Here is a 23,974-nt window from a genome sequence, read left to right as displayed (position 1 = left end):
TCGGTCGCGGGCCGGGGCGTGGGGCAGAATCGTGGGGTCTTGGACAAACCCACCAGGAGGAACCGTGTCCGGATTCGTGGAGAAGCCCGAGCCGGTGGAGGTCCCGGGCCTTGTGCACCTGCACACAGGCAAGGTGCGCGACCTCTACCGGAACGAGAAGGGCGACCTGGTCATGGTCGCCAGCGACCGGATGTCGGCCTTCGACTGGGTGCTGCCGACCGAGATCCCCGAGAAGGGCAAGATCCTCACCCAGCTCTCCCTGTGGTGGTTCGACCAGTTCATCGACCTGGTGCCCAACCACGTCCTGTCCACCGAGGTGCCCGAGGGCGCCCCCGCCGACTGGGCGGGCCGCACGCTGGTGTGCCGCTCGCTGCGGATGCTCCCGGTGGAGTGCGTGGCCCGCGGCTATCTGACCGGCTCGGGCCTGGCCGAGTACCGGGAGAGCCGGACGGTGTGCGGGATCGCGCTGCCGGAGGGCCTGGTCGACGGCTCCGAGCTGCCCTCCCCGATCTTCACCCCGGCCACCAAGGCCGAGGTCGGCGAGCACGACGAGAACGTGCCGTACGAGGAGGTGGCCCGCCGGGTCGGCGCCGAGACCGCCGCCCAGCTCCGCCAGGCCACCCTCGCGGTCTACAACCGGGGCCGTGACATCGCCCGCGACCGGGGGATCATCCTCGCCGACACCAAGTTCGAGTTCGGCTGCGCCGTCGCCGAGGGCGGCTCGGACGGGGAGGAACTGATCCTCGCCGACGAGGTGCTGACCCCCGACTCCTCCCGCTTCTGGCCCGCCGACCAGTGGCAGCCGGGGCGCGCGCAGCCGTCCTTCGACAAGCAGTTCGTCCGCGACTGGCTGACCTCCCCGGCCTCCGGCTGGGACCGCCACGGCGAGCAGCCGCCGCCCCCGCTGCCGGAGGAGATCGTGGAGCGGACGCGGGCCAAGTACGCGGAGGCGTACGAGCGCCTGACCGGCACCCGCTGGTCCTGACCCGCTCCCGCCCGCCGGGCCCCCTTGCGCCGGGGCCCGGCCGCGGGGCCCCGCGGTGCGGGGCAGCGGCAGCACGACAAAGGCCCTGGCCGATACGGCCAGGGCCTTCCTCACAGAGCGGACGACGAGGCTCGAACTCGCGACCTCAACCTTGGCAAGGTTGCGCTCTACCAACTGAGCTACGTCCGCATGCGCCGCGTCTTCCGTCCGATCGGGGCGGATTCCGTCCGGCGCGCATCCACTATAACCAAACCCGCGACGGGGGAACTACCTCGTGGCCCGCCAGGGCCCCCCTTCCCGCCATCAGCCGACGTCATGGGGCCGGAACTGGATGCTGATCCGCGCCCCCGTGGCCCGGGTGCTCTTGGGGATCGCGTGCTCCCAGGTCCGCTGGCAGGAGCCGCCCATCACGATCAGATCGCCGTGGCCGAGCGGCCGCCGCACGGCGGGCCCGCCGCCGCGCGGGCGCAGCGCGAGGTCGCGCGGCGCGCCGACGGACAGGATGGCGACCATGGTGTCCTGGTGGGCGCCCCGGCCGAGCCGGTCGCCGTGCCAGGCCACGCTGTCCCGGCCGTCCCGGTAGTAGCAGAGCCCGGCGGTGGTGAACGGTTCGCCGAGTTCGGCGGCGTAGTGGGCGGAGAGCGCGGCGCGGGCCTCGTCCAGGACGGGGTGCGGCAGCGCGTCGCCCGCGCCGTAGCAGGCGAGCAGCCGCGGCACGGCCACGACCTGGTCGTACATGTGGCGCCGCTCCGCCCGCCAGGGCACCTCCTCGGCGAGCCGCGCGAACAGCGCGTCGGCCCCGCTCAGCCACCCCGGCAGCAGATCGATCCACGCCCCGTCGCCGAGCACGGTCCGGCGGACACCGTCCAGCGGGCCGAGACGGATGTCGTCGGTCTGGTCGAAGAGCGAGCCCTGGAGGTACGGGGGCATGGGTCCAGGATAACCGGCCTGCCGAATGTGTGTGCGATTTGATGGTTCGGCTGCGCCCGGCGCGGGCCCTGGGCTACGGTCCGCGCATGGCTGAATTCGTACTGGTGGCGGGCGCATGGCTGGGGTCGTGGGCGTGGGACGAGGTGGTGCCGGAGCTACGGGCGGCCGGGCACGGCGCCCATGCGCTGACGCTGTCCGGGCTCGCCGAGAAGCGGGGCGTGCCGGCCGGGCAGCGGACGCATGTGGCGGACATCGTCGGCGAGGTGGAGCGGCTCGATCTGCGCGATGTCGTCCTCGTCGGCCACAGCTACTCGGGCATCCCGGCCGGCCAGGCCGCCGAGCGGATCGGCGACCGGCTGGCGCGGGTGGTGTTCGTCGACTCCAACGTCCCGGCGGACGGGGAGTCCTTCGCCTCGCGCTGGTGGCGGGGCGCGGCGGAGTTCGAGGCGGCACTCGCCGGGAACGGCGGCTTCTGGGCGCCTCTGACCGCGGCCGAGTGCGCCGGCCAGGGCCTCACCGACGAGCAGATCGCCCGGTTCGTCGGCGGCGCGACACCGCACCCGGGCGCCTCCCTGACCGAGCCCGCCGAGCTCACGCGCCCGCTCGGCGAGCTTCCGGCGACGTACGTCAAGTGCCTGCTCGACGGGCCCGAGCCGACCGACGACGTGGCGGAGCTGCTGAAGAGCGAGCGCTGGCGGCTGGTCGAGCTGGACACCGGCCACTGGCCGATGTTCTCCCGGCCCCGGGAGCTGGCCCGCATCCTGACCGAGGCGGCCGCTTAGGGCCGGCCGCCGGATCAAACCGCCGGCTCCACCAGCTTGCCCTTTGGTTTCAGGCCGCTAGATCCAGCCCCGCTCCCGCGCCATACGGGCCGCCGCGTGCCGGTTCTCGGCCGGGATCTTGGACGCGGCCGAGGACAGGTAGTTGCGCACCGTCCCCTGGGAGAGCCCGGCCCGCTGGGCGATCTCCGCGATGGACGCCCCGTCCGCCGCCAGCTCCAGCAGCTCCGCCTCCCGGGCGGTGAGCGGGGAGTCGCCCGCGCTGATCGCGTCGGCCGCCAGGTCGGGGTCGATGTAGCGGTTGCCGCCGTGCACCGTACGGATGATCTCGGCCAGCCGCCGGGCCGACGCGGTCTTGGGCAGAAAGCCCCGCACCCCGGCCTCCAGGGCCCGCTTGAGGTGGCCCGGACGGCCGTGGCTGGTGACGATCATGGCGCGGCAGTCCGGCAGCTCGGACCGTAGCGAGGCGGCCACCGACACCCCGTCCGCCCCCGGCATCTGCAGGTCGAGCACCGCCACATCGGGCCGGTGCGCCCGCGCCATCGCCATCGCCTCGGGCCCGGACGCGGCCTCCGCGACGACCAGCAGGTCCTCTTCGAGCGACAGCAGGGCGGCCAGGGCGCCCCGAATCAGATGCTCGTCGTCCGCGAGCAGCACCCGGATCGCGGATGTCCCGCTCATACGCCGCCCCCTTCGCGCCCCTGGCGTCCCTCGCGCCCTTCCCGTCCTTGCCGCCCCTCGCGCCCCGGGTCCGCGGACAGCGGCAGCTCGGCCCGCAGCCGGTACGTCCCACCCTCCCCGGGGCCCGACCACAGCGTGCCGCCGAGCGGCGCCAGCCGCTCCCGCAGCCCCTTGAGCCCGTTCCCAGCGGTGCCGGCGCCACCGGGCCTGCCGGGGGACTCCGACACCCCGTCATTCTCCATAACAAGCACCGCCGTACGGCCCCCGTCCGCCGTCCGGCCCAGCGCGACCCGCACCGTGCAGCGGGCGGCCTCCGCGTGCCGCAGGACGTTGGTCGTGCCCTCGCGCACCACCCACCCGAGCGCCGACCGCACCGCCGCCGGCAGCCCCCCGGCCCAGCCCCCGCCCCCGCCCTCATCCACGCCCCCGTCCCCGCCCGGGTATTCGATCCGGCAGTCGACGCGGGCCGCCCGCAGCACCGACCGCGCACCCGCCAGCTCCACCTGCAGATCCGCCCCCCGGTAGCCGCGCACCACGTCCCGCACCTCCCGCTGCGACTCCTGCGCGATCCGCTGCACCTCCGCCATCTGCTCGGCGGCCTCCGGCCTCCCGCGCCGCGCCAGTTGCACCGCCAGCTCGCTCTTGAGCGCGATCACCGCCAGGTTGCGGCCCATCACATCGTGGAGATCCCGGCCGAACCGCAGCCGCTCCTCCGCCACCGCGAGCCGCGCCTGCACCTCCCGGCTCGCGTCCAGCTCCCACATCACCACCAGCATCCAGATCGAGCTGCGCACCGTGAACAGGGCCAGGGCGGCCATGAGAAGCACCGCGAAGGCGGAGCCCACCACCATGAAGGGGCCCTCCCCGGCGACGGCCAGCGCCGCGAGCGTCGCCGCGCCGATCCCCGCGTGCAGCAGGGTGAAGGCGCGGACGGACAGCAGCAGGGCGCACGAGAGGGAGAACGGCAGCGTGTTCATCGTCGCCGCCGTCATGAACGCCGAACCGTCCGGCGCCCCCACCGTGGACAGGACCGCCACCCCCGCCCCCTGCCCCGCCACCATCGGCACGGTCGCGAGCGCCAACAGCCCCCACGGCACCTCCCGCTCGCGCCGCCGGTGCTCGATCCCCCGCCGCAGCAGCGGGATCGCCAGCACGCTCTGGAGCGCCGAGAGGCCGAGCTGCGCCCAGGCCAGCCCGCCGGTCACGCCCTCGTCCCGGAGCCTGCCGGGCAGCGGCCCCGCCATGACGACCAGCATGATCCAGGGCAGCGCGTACAGCGTCCACCGCGTGAGCAGCTCCACGCGCACCTGTCGGCTGCGCCGCCGCCATCGGCGTATCACCGGTCCCCCATCTCCTGTGTTCTTGCGGTGAGTATGAGACAGCGACACGCCGATGCCATGGCGTGTCGCTGTCTCATACTCACCGCGAACCGAGATCCGTCAGCGCCGGGGCTCCCAGGGGAACCGGCGGCGTACGGTCCACCCTGCCAGGGCCGTCCAGGCCGCCGCCGTGGCCAGGGCCTTCAGCACCTCGCCCGCGCCCATGCCGCCGGTCCACCCGGCCCGCAGGAGGTCGATCACCGGGGTCATCGGCGCCCACGCGCACACCGCCGCCACCCGGTCCGGCATGACGTCGAGCGGTACGAAAAGACCCGAGGCCAGCATCGACACCAGCATCACCGGCATGGGCGTGAGCTGCGCGGACTCCGCGGTCTTGGTGTAGACCGCGGTCGCGGCGGCCAGCGCGACCATGAGGGCCAGCCCGGCCGCCACCCCGAGGACGGCCAGATGCGGCGCCTTCGGCATCGGCGCGTCCAGCGACGGCCCCACCGCGGCGACCATCAGCACGCACTGCACCAGCCCCATCAGCACGGCGGGGAGCGCCGCCCCGGCGAGGATCTCCGGGTCGGTCAGCTCACCGGCGCGCAGCCGCTTGAGGACCAGCTCCTCGCGCCGGATGACATAGACGCCCACGAGGTTCATGTACACGGCCAGGATCAGCGCGAGGCCGAGCGAGCCGGGGAGCACCAGCGTGGCCAGGGACAGACCGGCCTTGTCGAGGTCGATGTCGCTGGTGAAGGTGGTCATGCTGAGGGTGAGCGAGCCGGGCAGCAGCAGGGCGTAGGTGAGCGCCGCCTTGTTCCGTACCAGCAGGGTGAGTTCGGCCCGGCCGAGTGAGACGACGCGGGCGCGCGCGGTCGTGCGGGGCGCGGCGGTCGTGGTGGGCCTCGCGGACGTGCGGCGCGTGCCGGGCGTGTGGGGCGTGCCGGGCGTGTGGGGAGCGCCGGGCGTGTGGGGCGTGCCGGGCGTCGTGGTCGTGTCGGTCATCGGGGGTCCCCCGTCTTCTCCAGGCCCTGGGCGATGTGCAGGAACGCTTCCTCCAGGGACGCCGACCGGGCGTCGAGCGCGCCCAGTTCGAGCCCCTTGTCCCGCGCCCACACCAGCACCTCGGTCGCCGTGCGCTGCAGGTCCCGGGTGCGCAGCCGTACCGTCCGCCCGTCCGTCTCGCGCTCGGTGGCGCCGAGGCGGGCGAGCGAGGGCAGGTCGGTGGCGGAGAAGGGGGCGGGGAGGGTGAAGGAGAGCCGCGAGGGGCGCTCGGCCACGATGTCCGCGACCCGCCCGGCGGCGGCGATCCGCCCCTCGTGCATGATCGCGAGCCGGTCGGCCAGCGACTCGGCCTCCTCCAGGTAGTGCGTGGTGAGCACGACGGTCGTGCCCTCGTCGCGCAGGGCCCGCACCAGCTCCCAGGTCTCGCGCCGCCCCTCCGCGTCGAGGCCGGTCGTCGGCTCGTCGAGGAAGAGCACCTCCGGCCGGCCGAGCAGCGCGAGCGCCAGGTCCAGGCGGCGCCGCTCGCCGCCGGAGAGCATCTTGACCCGTACGTCCCGGCGCCGGGCGAGACCCACCAGCTCCAGGGCCTCGCCGGCCGGCCGCGCCCCGCTGGTGCAGCCCGCCCACAGCCGGACGGTCTCGGCCGCGGTCAATTCGGAGGGGAAGCCGCCCTCCTGGAGCATCACGCCGATCCGCGGCCGCACCTCGGCCCGCTCGCGGTACGGGTCGTGGCCCAGCACCCGCACCCGGCCGGCGGTCGGGGCGGCCAGCCCCTCCAGCAGCTCGACGGTCGAGGTCTTCCCGGCGCCGTTCGTGCCCAGCAGCGCGAACAGCTCGCCGTGCGCCACGGAGAACGAGACGCCGCGCACGGCCTCGAACCCGCGGTCCTGGGCCTTCGAGGCGCCCAGGACCTTGGCGGCGCCCCGGCCCCGGGCGGTGCCGGAGCCGCCTCCGTATCTGCGCCGCAGTTCTGTGACGTGTATCGCGCGGCCGTCCACCGCGCTGTCCCCGAGATCCATGTCTCCAGGCTTCCGGCGCCCGCCGGGCCCGGGTAGTGCGGGCTGTCATGAGCCCGGATGACAAATGTCAGCGAGCACGCGGGCCCACACGCCACAAAAGCCTGAAGGCGCCGGTCGGTTCGACCGGCGCCTTCAGGCGATGGAGCGGACGACGAGATTCGAACTCGCGACCCTCACCTTGGCAAGGTGATGCTCTACCAACTGAGCCACGTCCGCATGCCTCCGACCGGCTTTCACCAATCGGCGCGAACACCACTCTACCTGATCCACCGGAGTGGTCCTGCAGAGGATGAGAGCGGGTGACAGGGATCGCACACTGCGCCTCCCCCTTGGAAAGGGGGCGCTCTACTACTGAGCTACACCCGCATGGCTTCCGATCGACTCGCGCCGATCGGCGTGTCCATCACCTTACCCGATCCACCGGAGTGGTTCGGCGAGGCGATGAGAGCGGGTGACAGGGATTGCACACTGCGCCTCCCTCTTGGAAAGAGGGCGCTCTACTACTGAGCTACACCCGCGTGTTCCTCGGGGTTTCGGCCTTTCGGCCTCGCCCCTCGGCGTGTTCCAGACTCTAGCGGATCATCGGGGGTGGTGTGCAACTCGGCTGCGCGGCCCGTTCAGTTCGCCGCGTTGAACGCCTCGTAGACCTTCTTGGGGATCCGGCCGCGCGGCGGGACCTCCATGCCGTGCGACCGCGCCCAGGCGCGGACGGCGGCCGGGTCGGGGGCGACGGAGGTGCGGCGGTAGGCCTTGCCGGAGCGGGACCGCTTGCGGCCCGCTTCCACGTACGGGGCGAGAAGACCGCGGAGTTTCTTCGCATTGGCAGCGTTGAGGTCGATCTCGTACGCCTTGCCGTCAAGTCCGAACGAGACCGTCTCCTCCGCCTGACCCCCGTCGATGTCGTCGGAGAGCGTGACTACTACGCGCTGCGCCACGGGATATCGGTCCTTTCGGGCTGCATCGATGCGTTGACGTGCAAAGATGGCAGCTGTCCTGTTGTTAGTGAACAATGCTTTTTCATTTGTACAGCGGCGGGCATTGCATTGTGAAGCCCTGCTATTTCCGCCCGCGTGTCAGGCCGCAATCGGGACCATACGTTTTTCCGGGAACGTTCCCCAGCGGATGTCGCCGCCGATGCTTAAACGTGACGGAAGGGCCACCTTATCTACTCGCGTAGACTTTTCCTCGGGGTAGGCTTGGGCCACCGCCTTACGCACCAGCACCACACCACCGGGAGTGCCAGTGGCACGCGTCGTAGTCGACGTCATGCTCAAGCCGGAGATCCTCGACCCCCAGGGCCAGGCGGTGCAGCGCGCGCTGCCCCGCCTCGGTTTCGAAGGGATCTCCGACGTCCGTCAGGGCAAGCGCTTTGAACTCGAGGTGGAGGGCCCGGTCGACGACGCCGCCCTCGCCCGTATCCGAGAGATCGCGGAAACCTTCCTCGCGAACACCGTGATCGAGGACTTCGATGTGCGGATCGAGGCCGACCAGGCCGATTCGGCCGCCCTCGCCGCGAAGGCGGAGTCGTGACCGTACGCGTCGGAGTCATCACCTTCCCCGGCACCCTCGACGACCGCGACACCCAGCGCGCGGTGCGGGTCGCCGGGCTGGAGGCCGTGCCGCTGTGGCACCGCGACAAGGACCTCAAGCAGGTCGACGCGGTCGTGCTGCCCGGGGGCTTCTCCTATGGCGACTATCTGCGGGCCGGAGCGATCTCCCGCTTCTCCCCGGTAATGGAGTCGGTGATCGAGCAGGCGAAGGCGGGCATGCCCGTGCTTGGCATCTGCAATGGCTTCCAGGTTCTCACCGAGACTCATCTTCTGCCCGGCGCGATGCTGCGGAACAACCATCTGCACTTCATCTGCCGTGATCAAAAGTTGCGAGTGGAAAACGCGGAGACCGCCTGGACCCGCTCCTACGAGCAGGGCCAGGAGATCAACATCCCGCTGAAGAACATCGACGGCCGCTATGTGGCCGACGAGCGGGTCCTGGACGAACTCGAAGCCGAGGGCCGTGTCGTCTTCCGCTATCGGGACGTGAATCCGAACGGTTCGCTGCGCGACATCGCCGGCATCACCAACGAGGCGGGCAATGTCGTCGGCCTCATGCCGCACCCCGAGCACGCCGTCGAGCCGCTGATCGGCACCGGCCGCACCGACGGGCTCGGATTCTTCACCTCGATCCTCAAGAAGCTGGTCGACGCATGACCCTCGACACCGGAACAGCCGAGGGAGCGACTGAGCGCCCCAGCACGCGACCACAGCCCCACATCGCGCGAAGGAGCGACCGAGCGTGACCCTCGACACCGTCAAGCACGCCGAACAGACCCCGGACGTCCAGCAGCCCTGGGCCGAGCTCGGCCTCAAGCAGGACGAGTACGAGCGCATCCGCACCATCCTCGGCCGCCGCCCGACCGGCGCCGAGCTGGCCATGTACTCCGTCATGTGGTCCGAGCACTGCTCGTACAAGTCGAGCAAGGTCCACCTGCGGCAGTTCGGCGAGAAGGCCCCCGAGAACGACGCGCTGCTCGTCGGCATCGGCGAGAACGCGGGCGTGGTCGACGTCGGCCAGGGCTACGCGGTCACCTTCAAGGTCGAGTCGCACAACCACCCCTCCTACATCGAGCCGTACCAGGGCGCGGCCACCGGCGTCGGCGGCATCGTCCGCGACATCCTCGCCATGGGCGCCCGCCCGGTCGCCGTGATGGATCCGCTGCGCTTCGGCGCCGCCGACCACCCCGACACCAAGCGGGTGCTGCCCGGTGTGGTCGCGGGCATCGGGGGCTACGGCAACTGCCTGGGCCTGCCCAACATCGGCGGCGAGGTCGTCTTCGACCCCTGCTACCAGGGCAACCCGCTGGTCAACGCGTTGTGCGTGGGCGTCATGAAGCACGAGGACATCCACCTCGCCAAGGCCTCCGGCGCCGGCAACAAGGTCATCCTCTACGGTGCCCGCACCGGCGGCGACGGGATCGGCGGCGTGTCCGTGCTCGCCTCGGAGACCTTCGACGACAGCAAGCCGACGAAGCGTCCCGCCGTCCAGGTCGGCGACCCCTTCCAGGAGAAGCTGCTCATCGAGTGCACCCTGGAGATCTTCAGGGAGAAGCTGGTCGCCGGCATCCAGGACCTCGGCGGCGCCGGGCTCTCCTGCGCCACCAGCGAGCTGGCCTCGGCCGGCTCCGGCGGCATGCGGGTCGAGCTGGACACCGTGCCGCTGCGCGACGCGAGCCTGTCGCCCGAGGAAATCCTCATGAGCGAGTCGCAGGAAAGGATGTGTGCGATCGTCGAGCCCGACAAGGTCGCCCGCTTCCTGGAGATCTGCGAGAAGTGGGACGTGATCGCCACCGTCATCGGCGAGGTCACCGACGGCGAGCGGCTGGAGATCTTCTGGCACGGCGAGCAGATCGTCGACGTCCCGCCGCGTACGGTCGCCCACGAGGGCCCGGTCTACGAGCGTCCGTACGCCCGCCCGGAGTGGCAGGACGCGCTCCAGGCCGACGACGCGAACAAGCTGCCCCGCCCGGCGACCCCCGCCGAGCTGCGCGAGCAGGTCCTCAAGGTCGTCTCCGCCCCGAACCAGGCGTCCAAGTCCTGGATCACCGACCAGTACGACCGCTTTGTGCAGGGCAACACGGTCCTCGCTCAGCCCGAGGACTCCGGCATGGTCCGCGTCGACGAGGAGACCGGCCTCGGCGTCGCGGTCGCCACGGACGGCAACGGCCGCTACGCCAAGCTCGACCCGTACGCCGGGGCGCAGCTCGCGCTCGCCGAGGCGTACCGCAATGTGGCCGCCTCCGGGGCCAAGCCGCTGGCGATCTCCGACTGCCTGAACTTCGGCTCGCCGGAGGACCCGGCGGTCATGTGGCAGTTCGCGGAGGCCACCCGTGGTCTGGCCGACGGCTGCCTGACCCTCGGCACCCCGGTGACCGGCGGCAATGTCTCCCTCTACAACCAGACCGGGGACGTGGCCATCCACCCGACGCCGGTCGTCGCGGTCCTCGGCGTCATCGACGACGTGGCGCGCCGCACCCCGATCGGCTTCGCGGACGAGGGCCATCTGCTGTACCTGCTCGGTGACACCGAGGAGGAGTTCGGCGGCTCGGCCTGGTCGCAGACCGTCCACGACCACCTCGGCGGGCTGCCGCCGAAGGTGGATCTGGAGCGGGAGCGGCTGCTGGCCGAGATCCTGATCTCGGCCTCGCGCGACGGCATGGTGGACGCGGCGCACGACCTGTCCGACGGTGGCCTGATCCAGGCGGTCGTCGAGTCGTGTCTGCGCGGCGGCAAGGGCGCCCGGATCGTGGTGCCGGACGGGATGGACCCGTTCGTCTTCCTGCTGTCGGAGTCGGCGGGCCGGGCCGTGGTGGCCGTTCCGCGCAGCGAGGAGCTCCGCTTCAAGGACATGTGCGGGGCGCGGGGGCTTCCGGCGGTCCGGATCGGCGTGGTGGACGGCGACGCGATCGACGTCCAGGGACAGTTCGCCATCCCGCTGGCGGAGCTCCGGGAGGCGCACGAGGCGACGATCCCGGGTCTGCTGGCCTGACCCGCGACGAACGAGCGCGACATGTGACCCCGCTCCCTGCCGTCACACAGGGAGCGGGGCGGTCGCACGTGCCGGGAGTCGGGGCCGGGAATCGTCCGAGGTGTCGATGTCCTGGTGGCTTCCATCCTCTGCCGCTGTCCCCGGGGTGTCCACGCCCGTGAGTAAGCTCGGCCCCATGCCCGCCCGCGCCCGTGCCCGCACCTACGACCCGGTCAAGACGCGCGCCGCCGTGGCCGCGCAGTTCGAGCACATACGGGAGGCGGTGCGCGGCCTGGACGGGGAGCGGCTGGCGCGGCCGACCCGGCTCGGCGGCTGGACGGTCCGGGAGCTGGTCGCGCATCTGGCGATGGCGGTGGAGGCGGCCGGCCGCCACCTGGAACAGCCCGCGCCGCCCGTGCGGGAGGTGACCGTGACCGGCTGGGTGGCCGCGACGGCGGCGCGCGCCGGCGACATCGACGAGGACACCCGCGCCCTGGCGGCGAGCGCCGAGCCGGCCGAGCTGCTGGACCGGGCCGCCGAGCGCTTCGCCGAGCTGGTCCCGGCGATCCCGGGCGAGCGGCTGCTGGCGGCCCGGGTGGGGGCGATGCGGCTCGACGACTTCCTGGTCACGCGCTGCGTGGAGCTGGTCGTCCACACCGACGACCTGGCGGCGGCGCTCGGCACCCCCCTCCCGTACGACCGCCAGGCCCTGGCCGCCGCCACACGGCTGCTCGCGGACGCGCTCGCGGCGAAGGCGCCCGGGGGGTCGGTGGAGGTCCGTGTCCCGCCGTATGCGGTGGTCCAGTGCGTCGAGGGCCCGCGGCACACCCGCGGCACGCCCCCGAATGTGGTCGAGACCACCCCGCTGACCTGGATCCGCCTCGCCACGGGCCGCGCGGACTGGCGGGAGGCGGTCGGGTCGGCCGAGGTCACGGCCGGCGGCGAGCGCGCCGATCTCGCGCCCCACCTGCCGCTTCTCGGCTGAGAGACGTCGCCCGCGGGGCCCGCGGGAGGCTTGCGGCGGGTCTGCCGCGTGGCCGTCCGGGGGCCTTCAGGGGGGTCTTCCGGGAATGTGACTTACGCCCCCCTCGCGCTCCCTCGTGTCGACCCGCTCCGGAACTGGCCTAGACTCGGTGGCGTGCCACGTGGTGACGGACGACTCAGCCACGACCTGCTCCCCGGTGAGAAGGGCCCCCAGGACGCTTGTGGCGTCTTCGGTGTCTGGGCTCCGGGTGAAGAGGTCTCCAAACTCACCTATTTCGGGCTGTACGCGCTGCAGCACCGTGGACAGGAGTCCGCGGGCATCGCGGTGAGCAACGGCTCCCAGATCCTGGTCTTCAAGGACATGGGCCTGGTCTCCCAGGTCTTCGACGAGACCTCCCTCAGCTCCCTCCAGGGCCACATCGCGGTCGGTCACGCCCGTTACTCCACCACCGGTGCCTCGGTGTGGGAGAACGCGCAACCGACGTTCCGGGCGACCGCCCACGGTTCGATCGCGCTGGGCCACAACGGAAACCTGGTCAACACGGCCGAGCTCGCCGAGCTGGTCGCGGCGCTGCCGCGGGACAACGGCCGGGCCACCCAGGTCGCCGCGACCAATGACACGGACCTGGTCACCGCCCTGCTGGCGGGGCAGGTCGACGCGGACGGCAAGCCGCTCACCGTCGAGCAGGCCGCCCCGATCGTGCTACCCAAGGTCAAGGGCGCTTTCAGCCTCGTCTTCATGGACGAGCACACCCTCTACGCGGCCCGCGACCCGCAGGGCATCCGCCCGCTGGTCCTCGGCCGCCTGGAGCGCGGCTGGGTGGTGGCCTCCGAGACCGCCGCCCTGGACATCGTCGGCGCGACCTTCATCCGGGAGATCGAGCCCGGCGAGATGATCGCGGTTGACGAGAACGGGCTGCGCTCGACGAGGTTCGCCGAGGCCCGCCCCAAGGGCTGTGTCTTCGAGTACGTCTACCTGGCCCGCCCGGACACCGACATCGCCGGCCGGAACGTGTACCTGTCCCGGGTGGAGATGGGTCGCCGGCTGGCCGCCGAGGCCCCGGCCGACGCGGACCTGGTGATAGCCACCCCGGAGTCGGGCACCCCGGCCGCCGTGGGCTACGCGGAGGCCAGCGGGATCCCGTACGGCTCGGGGCTGGTCAAGAACGCGTACGTGGGCCGGACCTTCATCCAGCCCTCGCAGACGATCCGCCAGCTGGGCATCCGGCTGAAGCTGAACCCGCTCAAGGAGGTCATCCGGGGCAAGCGCCTGGTGGTCGTCGACGACTCGATCGTCCGCGGCAACACCCAGCGCGCCCTGGTCCGGATGTTGCGCGAGGCCGGGGCGGCGGAGGTGCACATCCGCATCAGCAGCCCGCCCATCAAGTGGCCGTGCTTCTTCGGCATCGACTTCGCGACCCGCGCCGAACTGATCGCCAACGGGCTGTCGGTCGAGGAGATCGGCAAGTCGCTGGGCGCCGACTCGCTCGCGTACATCTCCATCGACGGCATGATCGAGGCGACCTCGATCGCCAAGCCGAACCTGTGCCGCGCCTGCTTCGACGGCGAGTACCCGATGGAACTCCCCGACCCGGAGCTGCTCGGCAAGCACCTCCTGGAAGCCGAGACGCAGGCCCCGAGCCGCAGCGACGCGGACGGTGTCGCGACGCTGACCGCGGGCGTCGGCGGCGCCGACGCGCTGCGGCGCCCGTAGCGGGGCCGGTCCCCGCACGGGAGCCCCGCGCGGGAGCACGTGCGCCCACGGAGGGCGCCGAAGAGCGCTCTTCCCATCACCACCACACGAAAGATCTCAACGTCATGTCTGAGCCTTCCCCGGGCGCGGCCGGGTCCACGTACGCGAGCGCGGGCGTCGACATCGAGGCGGGCGACCGCGCGGTCGAGCTGATGAAGGAGTGGGTGAAGAAGGCCACCCGGCCCGAGGTCGTCGGCGGTCTCGGCGGGTTCGCCGGGCTCTTCGACGCCTCCGCCCTCAAGCGCTACGAGCGGCCGCTGCTGGCCTCGGCCACCGACGGGGTCGGCACCAAGGTGGACCTCGCGCGCCGGATGGGGGTCTACGACACCATCGGCCGCGACCTGGTCGGCATGGTCGTGGACGACCTGGTGGTGTGCGGCGCCGAGCCGCTGTTCATGACCGACTACATCTGTGTCGGGAAGGTGTATCCGGAGCGGGTCGCCGCCATCGTCAAGGGCATCGCCGAGGGCTGTGTGCTGGCCGGCTGCGCGCTGGTGGGCGGCGAGACGGCCGAGCACCCGGGGCTGCTGGGGGCCGACGAGTTCGACGTGGCCGGGGCCGGCACGGGCGTGGTGGAGGCCGACCGGGTGCTGGGCGCGGATCGCATCCGTACGGGTGACGCCGTGATCGCCATGGCGTCGTCCGGACTTCACTCGAACGGGTACTCACTCGTCCGCCATGTGCTCCTCGAGCGGGCCGGCTGGTCTCTGGACCGGGAGGTTCCGGAGCTCGGCCGGGCGCTGGGCGAGGAGCTGCTGGAGCCCACCCGGATCTACTCGCTGGACTGCCTGGCCCTCACCCGCACCACCGAGGTGCACGCCTTCTCGCACATCACCGGCGGCGGGCTGGCCAACAACCTGGCGCGGGTGATCCCCGACGGTCTGCACGCCGTGGTCGACCGCTCCACCTGGACCCCGGACCCGGTCTTCGGCCTGGTCGGGAAGGTCGGCTCGGTCGAGCGGGCGGAGCTGGAGAAGACCCTGAACATGGGCGTCGGCATGATCGCCGTGGTGCCGGAGGAGTCGGTCGACGTGGCGCTGGCCACCCTCGCGGACCGCGGTGTGGACGCCTGGGTCGGCGGCGAGATCGTCGAGCGGACCGCCGGGCACGCCGGTGCGGTGTCGGTGATCGGTGACTACGCGAGCTGAGGTCGCCGCCGGGTCCGGCGACCCGGCAACGACAGCACAGAAGCCGGTCCGAGGCGGTTGCCCCGGACCGGCGGAGGTGCGGCTCGCAGCCGAGCGCCTGATGCGACCTGAAAGGAAGGGTCAGGCGCGACGACGCTGCGCGGACGGCCCCGACTGCTCGTCGGCGTCGTCCTCGTCCTCGTCGTCGTTGTACAGATCCGCGTACTGTGCGTACGGGTCGTTGTCCAGCTCATCGTCCTCGAACCGCTCGCCATTCGGCGGGTGGCTCGATGTCGATGCGCCCAGCTCCTCAGCCAGGCGTGAGAGGTCCGTCCCACCGCTGTTGTACTTCAGCTGGCGGGCGACCTTCGTCTGCTTGGCCTTGGCCCGGCCGCGCCCCATGGCTCGACCCCCTCAACGACGGGGCTCGACGGCCCCAGAGTCTTGACACGCGTTCACGTTCACAATGCGGAGCGGACTCTCGAAAGAGAACCCGGCCCGTAGGGCTTCAACGGTACCTGCTTCTGTGGCCATACGGTACGTCGCCCGCATGACGTGCCACGCCGCACAACCCGCGGACAGCCCCGTACCCGCTGGTCAGCTGCGATTTTAACGTGTCTTGGAGGCCGACCCGCCGACGGGCCGTGAGGGATCTCTCCCCGACGGCCCCGGGACGGCCCCGTACGGCGCCGTGCGGGCCCCGTGACGCAGCGTCCACAGGGGCCCGCGCGCGGGCTGCCGGAGGGCCCGGAAGGGCCTCCGGCGGTCTCCGGCAGCCTCCTGCGCTCCCTAGGGGCGGCGGCCCTCCGCCATGCGCTGTTCGGCCAGCCGGTCGGCGGCCGCGGCCGGCGGGATTCCGTCGGCCTCTGCCCGATCGAATATGGCCAGCGTCGTGTCGAAGATCTTGGCCGCCTTGGCCTTGGCCCGGTCGAAATCGAAACCGTGTAGTTCGTCCGCGACCTGGATCACACCGCCGGCGTTCACGACGTAGTCCGGCGCGTAGAGGATCCCGCGGTCGGCGAGGTCCTTCTCGACCCCCGGGTGGGCCAGCTGGTTGTTGGCGGCCCCGCACACCACGCGCGCGGTCAGCGCGGACACGGTGGCGTCGTCGAGCGCCCCGCCGAGCGCGCAGGGGGCGTAGACGTCGAGGTCGGCGCGGATCAGGGCGTCGGTGTCGGCGACGGCCGTCACCTGGGGGTGGCGGGAGCGGACCCGCTCCACGGACTCGGCCCGCACGTCCGTGACCACGACCTCGGCGCCGTCCTCCAGCAGGTGCTCGACGAGGTGGTGGCCGACCTTCCCGACGCCCGCGACGCCCACCCGGCGGCCGCGCAGCGTGGGCTCGCCCCAGGACGCCTGGGCGCTGGCCCGCATGCCCTGGAAGACGCCGTAGGCGGTGAGCACGGAGGAGTCACCCGCACCGCCCGCGGAGGGGGAGCGGCCGGTGGTCCAGGGGCACTCGCGGGCGACGACGTCCATGTCGGCGACATAGGTGCCCACGTCGCAGGCGGTGACGTAGCGGCCGCCCAGGGAGGCCACGAAGCGGCCGTAGGCGAGCAGCAGCTCCTCGGTCTTGATCTGCTCGGGGTCTCCGATGATCACGGCCTTGCCGCCGCCGTGGTCGAGCCCGGCCAGCGCGTTCTTGTAGGACATGCCGCGGGCGAGGTTGAGCGCGTCCATGACGGCCGCGTCCTCGGGGCACGTCTCGGAGGCGTAGGCGTGGAAGCGGGTGCCGCCGAGGGCGGGGCCCAGGGCGGTCGAGTGGATGGCGATGACGGCCTTCAGGCCGCTCGCCCGGTCCTGGCAGAGCAGGACCTGCTCATGGCCGCCCTGATCGGAGGCGAAGAGCGTGGTGAGGGGGGACGAGGACCCGGATACTGCGCTGCCCGTCGGACCGTCGACGCTGACGGTATGACGTACGTCGGTCACTGTGGTGACTCCCATATGCCGCTGTCGGATGCCCTCCTTGCTGGTGGGGAGGGCCGGTGGGCAAGAGCGTAAGCCCTGGGGCCCGTCGCGGAAGGGCACGGTGGGCGCCGAGTCCCGACGGCGGGCGCGGAGCGCCGGGGCCGGGCGTGGGACGATGCGGACAGCCGGGGACGAGCGGGCCCCGGCGACCGTCTCGGCCTTGAGGGAGCGCGCGTGACCCTGGCGTCTTCGGTGGTTGTCCCGTACGCGGCGTACCTGAGGGTGTACGAGCCGCTGGCGGCCTTTCCCGAGCCCGAACGCTCTCACTGGGCACGTTACGCCAAGCGCGACGACCTCCCGGGCGCCCAGGACGAGTTGCGCCGCTCCCTGGCGGACCTGCTGCCGGTGCCGCCCGTGCCGGTGCCGGTGCACGAGAGCAGCGACGCGTTCGTGGCGGTCGTGGACGGGGTCACCTGCGTCTGTCCGTGGCGCACCCGGCTGCGCGGCTGGCTGGCCCTGGAGGAGCTCGCCGAGCGCCTTCCGGCGCCCCTGCTGGACGCCGCGCTGCCCCCGGTGGTGCGCCGGCAGGCGGCGGCCGACTACGAGCGGTGGCTGGAGCGCAATCCGGACGCCCGGCCGTGGATCAGATCGGCCACCTGGCACGTGCCGGTGCGGTGGTTCGTGCTCTTCGCGGACGACGAGCGCGAGTACGCCAAGGGGGACGAGGGGCCCCTGCTGCGCTACCGGACCCCGATGGTCCAGGCCAGGCGCCGAGTGGCGCGCGGCCTTAAGGTGCTCAAGGATGGTCTCGGCGAGGGGCCGCTGATCGACGGCCTGGTAGATGTTGGTCGATGGCTCGAGGAATTCCACCCCCGTTCGCTGGTCGAGCTGGACTACGGCGGCCTGGTGCACGCGGTGCCCCCGGGACAGCTGGACGACGACCACTCCGCCGCCGATGTGACGGAGGGGCTCGCCGCGCTGCGCGAAGGGGACGGGGAGCGGGCGGGGAGGGTGTACGAGCGGCTGTCCGAGCGCTGGAGCGCGGTGCGCCGCCGCCAGAACGCGAGCTGAGGCCGGAGCGCGGGGCGGAAGGGGGACGGGCGGGACGTAGGTCCCGATCCGGGCCATTGCCTCAATCGTGACCTAAAGCACTGACTTCGGGCCTTGCGGCAATCCCCCACCCTCGTGTCAAAATAGGACAAGGAGTCCGGGAAGGACTCCTTCCGCCCAAGTGTGGGCGGATTCATCGGTATTGCGCTCCTTGGCGGGGTCTGGTGAGCCTGGTCCTGTTGTGACTGATCGTCACGGCCGCGTGACTGTCCGCTATGACATGGTCCATCGGCTTCCGTCGAGGTTGAACACCTGAGAGGGCAATTCCATCGGTTTGGCCGACGGGGCTGGACAGATGGTGTAGTTGTAGTGCCGAGGACAAGCCGTTCGTCCTATAACCGACTCGGCCCGCGTCCGCCATTTCGGGCAACGCGGGTCAAGGTGCAGAATTTAGAGGAAAGAACCGTGATGGTTCGGTTCTCCCGAGGAGGCCGCTCATGACCGCTCGCACCCCTGATGCCGAGCCGCTGCTGACCCCGGCTGAGGTTGCCACGATGTTCCGCGTGGACCCGAAGACGGTCACGCGGTGGGCCAAGGCAGGCAAGCTCACGTCCATCCGCACGCTCGGTGGACACCGGCGCTACCGCGAAGCGGAGGTCCGCGCACTGCTGGCGGGCATCCCGCAGCAGCGCAGCGAGGCCTGAACAACCGCATAACCGGGCGTTTTCCGGCCCCCCAGCCAGGAAACCGCCCACGTGGCTCCACTTAGCTCCACAACGACTGGTGCCTGCCCCAACAGGCCCCACGCCCGCTCGACATGGGTGCGTCGTCGATCGCGCTGGACTCCGCCGGGTCCAGCGCGATCTTTTTGTGCCCGCTCACCGGGGCCGCTCGCGGCCGCCTCCGGGGCTTGGTGACTCACCGGTAGCACGCCGTGGCGGGACGTCGCGGGAGGGTGGGGGCGGGTGGGCGAGTCGCCTCGGAATCACCCCTTCCGGAAGCCTCCCGGGGGCTTGGATGGGCAGTGCAATTGCACATATTAAATTGACTGGGTGTAGGGGGGGTGTAAGTTCCCCTAGTCCTTGAGCCCATTCGGTGACTCCCGTCACACCGCACAATGCTTGTGGCGTGCTCCACAACTGCGGTAAGGGCTTACCGAGTTGCCGCCGGACCGTCATCGGCCCGGGCGGACGGGGATTCCGCCGCCGCGTCCCGCGCCGTGTCCCTCGCCGGCTCCATGGCCACTGAATCCATGGCCGCGGGGTTCATCGGAACCGAGTCCATGAGGACCGGGTTCAAGGGGACCGAGTCCATGGCGCCTGAATCCATGGCGGCCGAGTCCATGGCGAGCCGCAGCAGCCGATGGCAGATGGGGCAGTGGCGGGTGAAGTGGCGATAGCCCGCGGCGGCCGCCAGATGCGCACGGAGCAGCGCCCTCGTCTCATGCCTCGCGGATGTCGTCATGAGCCGTACCTCCCGCGCGCGCCCCAAGCCACCTTCTAGCTTGGGTACCCCTGGTACGTGCCGCCGTCAAGACGCCGAAAGGCCCGGACCTCTGTGCGGTCCGGGCCTTTTCTCTGCGGTCCTGACGGGATTTGAACCCGCGGCCTCCACCTTGACAGGGTGGCGAGCACTCCAAACTGCTCCACAGGACCATGCAGCTCAGCTGCTTGGTTGCCGCGCTCTTCCGTGCGCTGCGGAACCAGACTCTACAGCAGGTCAGGGGGTGCGGTCGAACTCGCGCCCGGCGCCCGCCCGAGCCCCCACCGCGGCGGCCCGGAGAGCGGCGCGGCGCCGCACCGCGTCCCTGGCCCCCGTACCCCGTCCCCGTACCCCCGTACGGCCCCCTACGGCCCCGGTGGGGTTCCAGGAGGCCCGTGAAGGCCCCCCAGAGCCCGTCTCGGCGCCTTTCCGGGACCACCGGGCGGGTCAGGGCCGTCGGGCCGTCAGGGCGCGAGGGCGTCGATCGCCTTCACGATGCGCTTGTCCGACACCGGATACGCCGTGCCGAGGGCGTGCGCGAAATAACTCACCCGCAACTCCTCGATCATCCAGCGGATCTCCAGCGCCTCGCGCGGCACCGGCCGGCCCGCCGGGAACTGCTCCAGCAGCCACGCGTACTCGTCCCGCATCTCCTTGACCTTCGCCATCCGCGCCCGGTCCCGCTCGGCGCTGGTCGGGAGCTGCTGCAGCCGCCGGTCGACGGCCACCAGATAGCGCATGAGGTCCGGCAGCCGGCGCACCCCGTGCTCGGTCACGAAACCGGGCTTGATGAGCTCCGCCAGCTGCTCCTTGACGTCCGCGAGGGACGCCAGCAGCGCGGGGCTCGTGGTGGCCTTCAGCCGCCGCTCGCAGGCCTGCCAGGCGGCCAGCACCTCCTGGACCTTCCGCACGGTGTCCAGCGTCGCGTCCATGATGTCGGCCCGGACCCCGTCGAAGAGCTTGCGGAAGCCCTCCTCGTCCCACGCCGGACCCCCGCGCCCGGCGATCAGCCGGTCGGCGGAGGCGGCCACGCAGTCCTCGAAGAGGGCCTGGACGCTGCCGTGCGGGCTGCGCGACAGCGCCAGCTTGGCCTGGTTGGACAGCTTGTCCTGGGCGAACTTGGCCGGGTTGGCGGGCAGCCCCAGCAGGATCAGCCGGCGGGTGCCGCGCCACATCGCCTCCCGCTGCTCGGCCTCGGTGTCGAAGAGGCGTACGGCCACGGACTCGCCCTCGTCCACCAGCGCCGGGTAGGCCTTGACGGGCTGGCCCGCGCGGCGCGTCTCGAAGGTGCGCGGGAGGGTGCCGACCGTCCAGCGGGTGAGCCCGGTGCGCTGCTCCAGGCCCCCGCCCTCCTTCGAGGTCTCGAATGCCTTGGAGATGGCGGCCCGGGTCTTGGGCTTCAGCCGCTGCTTCAGCGCCTCCAGGTCCTTGTCCTCGGCGAGTTTGCGGCGCCGCTCGTCGACGACCCGGAAGGTGATCTTGAGGTGGCCGGGCACCTTGTCCGGGTCCCAGTCCTCCGGGTCGATCCGGACCCCCGCCATCCGCTGAAGTTCGCGGGAGAGCGCGGTCGTCAGCGGCTCCTGGAGGGGGACGGCGGTGTCGAGAAAGCGCTTGGCGTAGTTCGGCGCCGGAACGTAATTGCGGCGGATGGGCTTGGGCAGCGACCGGATCAGCTCGGTCACCAAGTCCTCGCGCAGCCCCGGGATCTGCCAGTCGAAGCCGTCGGGGGTGACCTGGTTGAGCACCTGGAGCGGGATGTGGACGGTGACGCCGTCCGCGTCCGTGCCCGGCTCGAACTGGTACGTCACCTTGAACTTGAGCTTCCCCTGGCGCCAGGAGTCCGGATAGGCGTCCTTGGTGACGCCGGCCGCACGCTCGTTGATGAGCATCGACTTCTCGAAGTTGAGAAGCTCCGGCTCCTCGCGCCGTTTGTGCTTCCACCAGGAGTCGAAGTGCGCCCCGGACACGATGTGTTCGGGCAGCCGCTGGTCGTAGAAATCGAACAGCGTCTCGTCGTCCACGAGGATGTCGCGCCGCCGGGCGCGGTGTTCCAGCTCCTCGACCTCGCCCAGCAGTTTGCGGTTGTCGTGGAAGAACTGGTGGTGGGTGCGCCAGTCGCCCTCCACCAGGGCGTTGCGGATGAACAGGTCCCGGCAGGTCTCCGGGTCGATCCGGCCGTAGTTGACCTTCCGCTGGGCGACGATGGGCACGCCGTAGAGGGTGACCCTCTCGTACGCCATCACGGCCGCCTGCTTCTGCTCCCAGTGCGGCTCGCTGTAGGTGCGCTTGACCAGGTGCTCGGCGAGCGGCTCGATCCACTCCGGCTCGATCCTCGCGTTGACCCGCGCCCACAGCCGCGAGGTCTCCACCAGCTCGGCCGACATGACCCAGCGCGGCGGCTTCTTGAAGAGCGCCGAGCCGGGGAAGACGGCGAACTTGGCGCTGCGCGCGCCCAGATACTCGTTCTTGTCGGGATCCTTGAGGCCGACGTGCGACAGCAGCCCCGCCAGCAGCGAGGTGTGGATGCGGTCCGGGGACGCGTCCTGGTCGGACATCTGGATGCCCATGGTCTTCGCGACCGCGCGGAGCTGGCTGTAGATGTCCTGCCATTCGCGTATGCGCAGGTAGTTCAGGAACTCCTGGCGGCACATCCGGCGGAACGCGGAGGAGGACAGCTCCTTCTGCCGCTCCCTGATGTACTTCCACAGGTTGAGGAAGGCCAGGAAGTCGCTTCCCTCGTCCTTGAAGCGCGCGTGCTGCTGGTCGGCCTGCTGCTGCTTGTCGGAGGGCCGCTCGCGCGGGTCCTGGATGGACAGCGCGGCCGCGATCACCATCACCTCGCGGACGCAGCCGTTGCGGTCGGCCTCCAGGACCATCCGCGCCAGCCGGGGGTCCACGGGCAGCTGGGCCAGCTTGCGCCCGACCGGGGTGAGCCGCTTGCGCGGGTCCTTCTGGCTGCCGTCCAGCGCGTGCAGCTCCTCCAGCAGCTGCACGCCGTCCTTGATGTTGCGCCGGTCCGGCGGGTCGATGAACGGGAACTTCTCGATGTCCCCGAGCCCGGCGGCGGTCATCTGGAGGATGACGGAGGCCAGGTTGGTCCGCAGGATCTCGGCGTCGGTGAACTCCGGGCGGGTGAGGAAGTCGTCCTCGGAGTACAGCCGGATGCAGATGCCGTCGCTGGTGCGGCCGCAGCGGCCCTTGCGCTGGTTGGCGCTGGCCCGGGAGACCGGCTCGATGGGCAGCCGCTGCACCTTGGTGCGGTGGCTGTAGCGGGAGATCCGGGCGGTGCCCGGGTCGATCACGTACCGGATGCCGGGGACGGTGAGCGAGGTCTCCGCCACGTTCGTCGCCAGCACGATCCGGCGCCCGGTGTGGCGCTGGAAGACCCGGTGCTGCTCGGCGTGCGACAGCCGCGCGTACAGCGGCAGCACCTCGGTCGCCCGGAGCTGCTTCTTGTTGAGCGCGTCGGCGGTGTCCCGGATCTCCCGCTCCCCGGAGAGGAAGACCAGGACGTCGCCCGGGCCCTCCGCCTGCAGCTCGTCCACGGCGTCGCAGATGGCGGTGATCTGGTCCCGGTCGCTGTCCTCGCCGCCCTCCTCCAGCAGCGGGCGGTAGCGCACCTCGACCGGGTACGTACGCCCGCTGACCTCGACGATCGGCGCGTCACCGAAATGGCGGGAGAAGCGCTCGGGGTCGATGGTCGCGGAAGTGATCACGACCTTGAGGTCGGGGCGGCGGGGCAGCAGCTGGGCCAGGTAGCCGAGCAGGAAGTCGATGTTGAGGCTGCGCTCATGGGCCTCGTCGATGATGATCGTGTCGTACTGGCGCAGCTCGCGGTCGGTCTGGATCTCGGCCAGCAGGATGCCGTCCGTCATCAGCTTGATGTGGGTGTCCGGGCTCACCTGATCGGTGAAGCGGACCTTCCAGCCGACCGACTCGCCCAGCGGCGACCGCAGCTCCTCGGCGATGCGCTCGGCGACCGTACGGGCCGCGATGCGGCGCGGCTGGGTATGGCCGATCAGGCCCTTGACGCCGCGCCCCAGCTCCAGGCAGATCTTGGGGATCTGGGTGGTCTTGCCGGAGCCGGTCTCGCCCGCGACGATCACGACCTGGTGGTCGCGGACCGCCGCGAGGATGTCGTCCTTCTTCTGGCTGACCGGCAGCTCTTCGGGGTAGGTGACGGCGGGCACGGCGGCGCGGCGGCCCTCGACCCGCAGCTCGGCCCGCTCTATCTCGTCGGCGATTTCGCCCAGCACGGCCGCGCGGGCCTCGGGCTTGCGGATCCGGCGCGCGCCGTCGAGCCGGCGGCCCAGCCGCTGCTGGTCGCGCAGCATCAGCTCGGGCAGCCGCTCCAGGAGGGCGGTCAGGGCGGGGGCAGGCGATGTGGACATACGGGCTCCAGGATCTCACCTCCCGAAAACGACTGGC

20 protein-coding genes and 5 tRNA genes are annotated in these 23,974 nt (G+C 71.5%); 10 read left to right on the top strand and 15 right to left on the bottom strand.

Annotated features, from left to right (window positions below; translation table 11 throughout):
- The first annotated feature begins 64 nt into the window (after positions 1-64).
- Entirely contained in the window at positions 65-985 is a 921-nt protein-coding gene (locus ABFY07_RS36155; protein ID WP_346178557.1) for a phosphoribosylaminoimidazolesuccinocarboxamide synthase, read from the top strand.
- Between the two features lie 116 nt (positions 986-1,101).
- Here ABFY07_RS36155 and ABFY07_RS36150 read toward each other — a convergent pair.
- Positions 1,102-1,174: transfer RNA gene (locus tag ABFY07_RS36150), tRNA-Gly, on the bottom strand.
- A gap of 114 nt (positions 1,175-1,288) precedes the next feature.
- Complete coding sequence (locus tag ABFY07_RS36145; protein WP_346178556.1) at positions 1,289-1,915, bottom strand: alpha-ketoglutarate-dependent dioxygenase AlkB; 627 nt, start codon at positions 1,913-1,915, stop codon at positions 1,289-1,291.
- A gap of 86 nt (positions 1,916-2,001) precedes the next feature.
- Here ABFY07_RS36145 and ABFY07_RS36140 point away from each other — a divergent pair, with 86 nt between their 5' ends.
- Positions 2,002-2,697 carry an alpha/beta fold hydrolase gene (locus ABFY07_RS36140; RefSeq protein WP_346178555.1) on the top strand — a complete coding sequence of 232 codons (696 nt, stop codon included), beginning with the start codon at positions 2,002-2,004 and terminating at the stop codon, positions 2,695-2,697.
- Positions 2,698-2,754: 57 nt separating this feature from the next.
- Here the strand turns inward: ABFY07_RS36140 and ABFY07_RS36135 are convergent, their stop codons facing one another.
- From ABFY07_RS36135 to ABFY07_RS36100, 8 genes are all read right to left on the bottom strand, one after another.
- Positions 2,755-3,375 carry a response regulator gene (locus tag ABFY07_RS36135; protein ID WP_346178554.1) on the bottom strand — a complete coding sequence of 207 codons (621 nt, stop codon included), beginning with the start codon at positions 3,373-3,375 and terminating at the stop codon, positions 2,755-2,757.
- Positions 3,372-4,676, bottom strand: coding sequence for a sensor histidine kinase (locus tag ABFY07_RS36130; protein WP_346178553.1), 1,305 nt, complete (start codon positions 4,674-4,676; stop codon positions 3,372-3,374). The genes ABFY07_RS36135 and ABFY07_RS36130 overlap by 4 nt, the downstream gene beginning before the upstream one ends.
- Before the next feature lie 138 nt (positions 4,677-4,814).
- Complete coding sequence (locus ABFY07_RS36125) at positions 4,815-5,702, bottom strand: ABC transporter permease (RefSeq protein ID WP_346178552.1); 888 nt, start codon at positions 5,700-5,702, stop codon at positions 4,815-4,817.
- Positions 5,699-6,721, bottom strand: coding sequence for an ABC transporter ATP-binding protein (locus ABFY07_RS36120; RefSeq protein ID WP_346178551.1), 1,023 nt, complete (start codon positions 6,719-6,721; stop codon positions 5,699-5,701). The genes ABFY07_RS36125 and ABFY07_RS36120 overlap by 4 nt, the downstream gene beginning before the upstream one ends.
- Positions 6,722-6,861: 140 nt before the next feature.
- A tRNA-Gly gene (locus ABFY07_RS36115) sits at positions 6,862-6,937 on the bottom strand.
- Between the two features lie 78 nt (positions 6,938-7,015).
- Positions 7,016-7,087 (bottom strand) — tRNA-Gly (locus ABFY07_RS36110).
- Positions 7,088-7,167: 80 nt separating this feature from the next.
- Positions 7,168-7,239: transfer RNA gene (locus tag ABFY07_RS36105), tRNA-Gly, on the bottom strand.
- Positions 7,240-7,338: 99 nt separating this feature from the next.
- A complete protein-coding gene (locus ABFY07_RS36100) occupies positions 7,339-7,656 on the bottom strand; it encodes a histone-like nucleoid-structuring protein Lsr2 (protein ID WP_065962594.1) in 318 nt (105 codons plus the stop codon).
- A gap of 307 nt (positions 7,657-7,963) precedes the next feature.
- Between ABFY07_RS36100 and purS the strand changes: the two genes are divergently transcribed.
- The 6 genes from purS to purM all read left to right on the top strand — a co-directional run bounded on the left by purS (position 7,964) and on the right by purM (position 15,127).
- Positions 7,964-8,251, top strand: a complete 288-nt coding sequence (purS, locus tag ABFY07_RS36095; RefSeq protein WP_065962596.1) for a phosphoribosylformylglycinamidine synthase subunit PurS — start codon at positions 7,964-7,966, stop codon at positions 8,249-8,251.
- Positions 8,248-8,928 (top strand): phosphoribosylformylglycinamidine synthase subunit PurQ, encoded by a 681-nt coding sequence (gene purQ / locus ABFY07_RS36090; protein WP_346178550.1) that lies wholly within the window; start codon positions 8,248-8,250, stop codon positions 8,926-8,928. Before purS ends, purQ begins: the two co-directional genes overlap by 4 nt.
- Positions 8,929-9,013: 85 nt before the next feature.
- Entirely contained in the window at positions 9,014-11,263 is a 2,250-nt protein-coding gene (gene purL / locus ABFY07_RS36085) for a phosphoribosylformylglycinamidine synthase subunit PurL (RefSeq protein ID WP_346178549.1), read from the top strand.
- A gap of 175 nt (positions 11,264-11,438) precedes the next feature.
- Entirely contained in the window at positions 11,439-12,227 is a 789-nt protein-coding gene (locus tag ABFY07_RS36080) for a maleylpyruvate isomerase family mycothiol-dependent enzyme (protein WP_346178548.1), read from the top strand.
- A gap of 153 nt (positions 12,228-12,380) precedes the next feature.
- Positions 12,381-13,940, top strand: a complete 1,560-nt coding sequence (gene purF / locus ABFY07_RS36075) for an amidophosphoribosyltransferase (RefSeq protein ID WP_346178547.1) — start codon at positions 12,381-12,383, stop codon at positions 13,938-13,940.
- A gap of 104 nt (positions 13,941-14,044) precedes the next feature.
- On the top strand, positions 14,045-15,127 hold the full coding sequence (purM, locus tag ABFY07_RS36070; RefSeq protein WP_346178546.1) for a phosphoribosylformylglycinamidine cyclo-ligase: 1,083 nt from the start codon (positions 14,045-14,047) through the stop codon (positions 15,125-15,127).
- A gap of 120 nt (positions 15,128-15,247) precedes the next feature.
- On the opposite strand, the gene ABFY07_RS36065 is transcribed toward purM, so the two are convergent.
- Together ABFY07_RS36065 and ABFY07_RS36060 are read right to left on the bottom strand one after the other, a co-directional pair.
- Positions 15,248-15,508: a DUF3073 domain-containing protein gene (locus tag ABFY07_RS36065; protein WP_065962612.1), complete on the bottom strand. Its 261-nt coding sequence runs from the start codon at positions 15,506-15,508 to the stop codon at positions 15,248-15,250.
- Positions 15,509-15,895: 387 nt separating this feature from the next.
- Positions 15,896-17,050: a Leu/Phe/Val dehydrogenase gene (locus tag ABFY07_RS36060; protein WP_346178545.1), complete on the bottom strand. Its 1,155-nt coding sequence runs from the start codon at positions 17,048-17,050 to the stop codon at positions 15,896-15,898.
- 198 nt (positions 17,051-17,248) lie between these two features.
- Between ABFY07_RS36060 and ABFY07_RS36055 the strand changes: the two genes are divergently transcribed.
- Both ABFY07_RS36055 and bldC read left to right on the top strand, forming a co-directional pair.
- Positions 17,249-18,085: a DUF8083 family protein gene (locus tag ABFY07_RS36055; RefSeq protein ID WP_346178544.1), complete on the top strand. Its 837-nt coding sequence runs from the start codon at positions 17,249-17,251 to the stop codon at positions 18,083-18,085.
- Between the two features lie 476 nt (positions 18,086-18,561).
- Entirely contained in the window at positions 18,562-18,768 is a 207-nt protein-coding gene (gene bldC, locus ABFY07_RS36050) for a developmental transcriptional regulator BldC (RefSeq protein ID WP_003949541.1), read from the top strand.
- 448 nt (positions 18,769-19,216) lie between these two features.
- Here bldC and ABFY07_RS36045 read toward each other — a convergent pair whose 3' ends face one another.
- The 3 genes from ABFY07_RS36045 to hrpA form a co-directional block, all read right to left on the bottom strand.
- A complete protein-coding gene (locus tag ABFY07_RS36045) occupies positions 19,217-19,528 on the bottom strand; it encodes a DUF6274 family protein (protein WP_346178543.1) in 312 nt (103 codons plus the stop codon).
- Between the two features lie 116 nt (positions 19,529-19,644).
- Positions 19,645-19,719: transfer RNA gene (locus tag ABFY07_RS36040), tRNA-Asp, on the bottom strand.
- Positions 19,720-20,010: 291 nt separating this feature from the next.
- Positions 20,011-23,937, bottom strand: a complete 3,927-nt coding sequence (gene hrpA / locus ABFY07_RS36035; RefSeq protein WP_346178542.1) for an ATP-dependent RNA helicase HrpA — start codon at positions 23,935-23,937, stop codon at positions 20,011-20,013.
- Between the last annotated feature and the right edge of the window lie 37 nt (positions 23,938-23,974).

Source organism: Streptomyces sparsogenes subsp. cuspidosporus, assembly GCF_039532705.1.
GTDB classification, from domain to species: domain Bacteria; phylum Actinomycetota; class Actinomycetes; order Streptomycetales; family Streptomycetaceae; genus Streptomyces; species Streptomyces sparsogenes.
This window is presented reverse-complemented; position numbering and strand designations above follow the sequence as displayed.

Coding starts and splice junctions, on each gene's coding strand:
- ABFY07_RS36145 (WP_346178556.1), bottom strand. CDS start 1,915: ATGCCCCCGTACCTCCAGGGCTCGCTCTTCGACCAGACCGACGACATC.
- ABFY07_RS36140 (WP_346178555.1), top strand. CDS start 2,002: ATGGCTGAATTCGTACTGGTGGCGGGCGCATGGCTGGGGTCGTGGGCG.
- ABFY07_RS36135 (WP_346178554.1), bottom strand. CDS start 3,375: ATGAGCGGGACATCCGCGATCCGGGTGCTGCTCGCGGACGACGAGCAT.
- ABFY07_RS36125 (WP_346178552.1), bottom strand. CDS start 5,702: ATGACCGACACGACCACGACGCCCGGCACGCCCCACACGCCCGGCGCT.
- ABFY07_RS36120 (WP_346178551.1), bottom strand. CDS start 6,721: ATGGATCTCGGGGACAGCGCGGTGGACGGCCGCGCGATACACGTCACA.
- ABFY07_RS36080 (WP_346178548.1), top strand. CDS start 11,439: ATGCCCGCCCGCGCCCGTGCCCGCACCTACGACCCGGTCAAGACGCGC.
- purM (WP_346178546.1), top strand. CDS start 14,045: ATGTCTGAGCCTTCCCCGGGCGCGGCCGGGTCCACGTACGCGAGCGCG.
- ABFY07_RS36065 (WP_065962612.1), bottom strand. CDS start 15,508: ATGGGGCGCGGCCGGGCCAAGGCCAAGCAGACGAAGGTCGCCCGCCAG.
- ABFY07_RS36060 (WP_346178545.1), bottom strand. CDS start 17,050: ATGGGAGTCACCACAGTGACCGACGTACGTCATACCGTCAGCGTCGAC.
- bldC (WP_003949541.1), top strand. CDS start 18,562: ATGACCGCTCGCACCCCTGATGCCGAGCCGCTGCTGACCCCGGCTGAG.
- ABFY07_RS36045 (WP_346178543.1), bottom strand. CDS start 19,528: ATGACGACATCCGCGAGGCATGAGACGAGGGCGCTGCTCCGTGCGCAT.
- hrpA (WP_346178542.1), bottom strand. CDS start 23,937: ATGTCCACATCGCCTGCCCCCGCCCTGACCGCCCTCCTGGAGCGGCTG.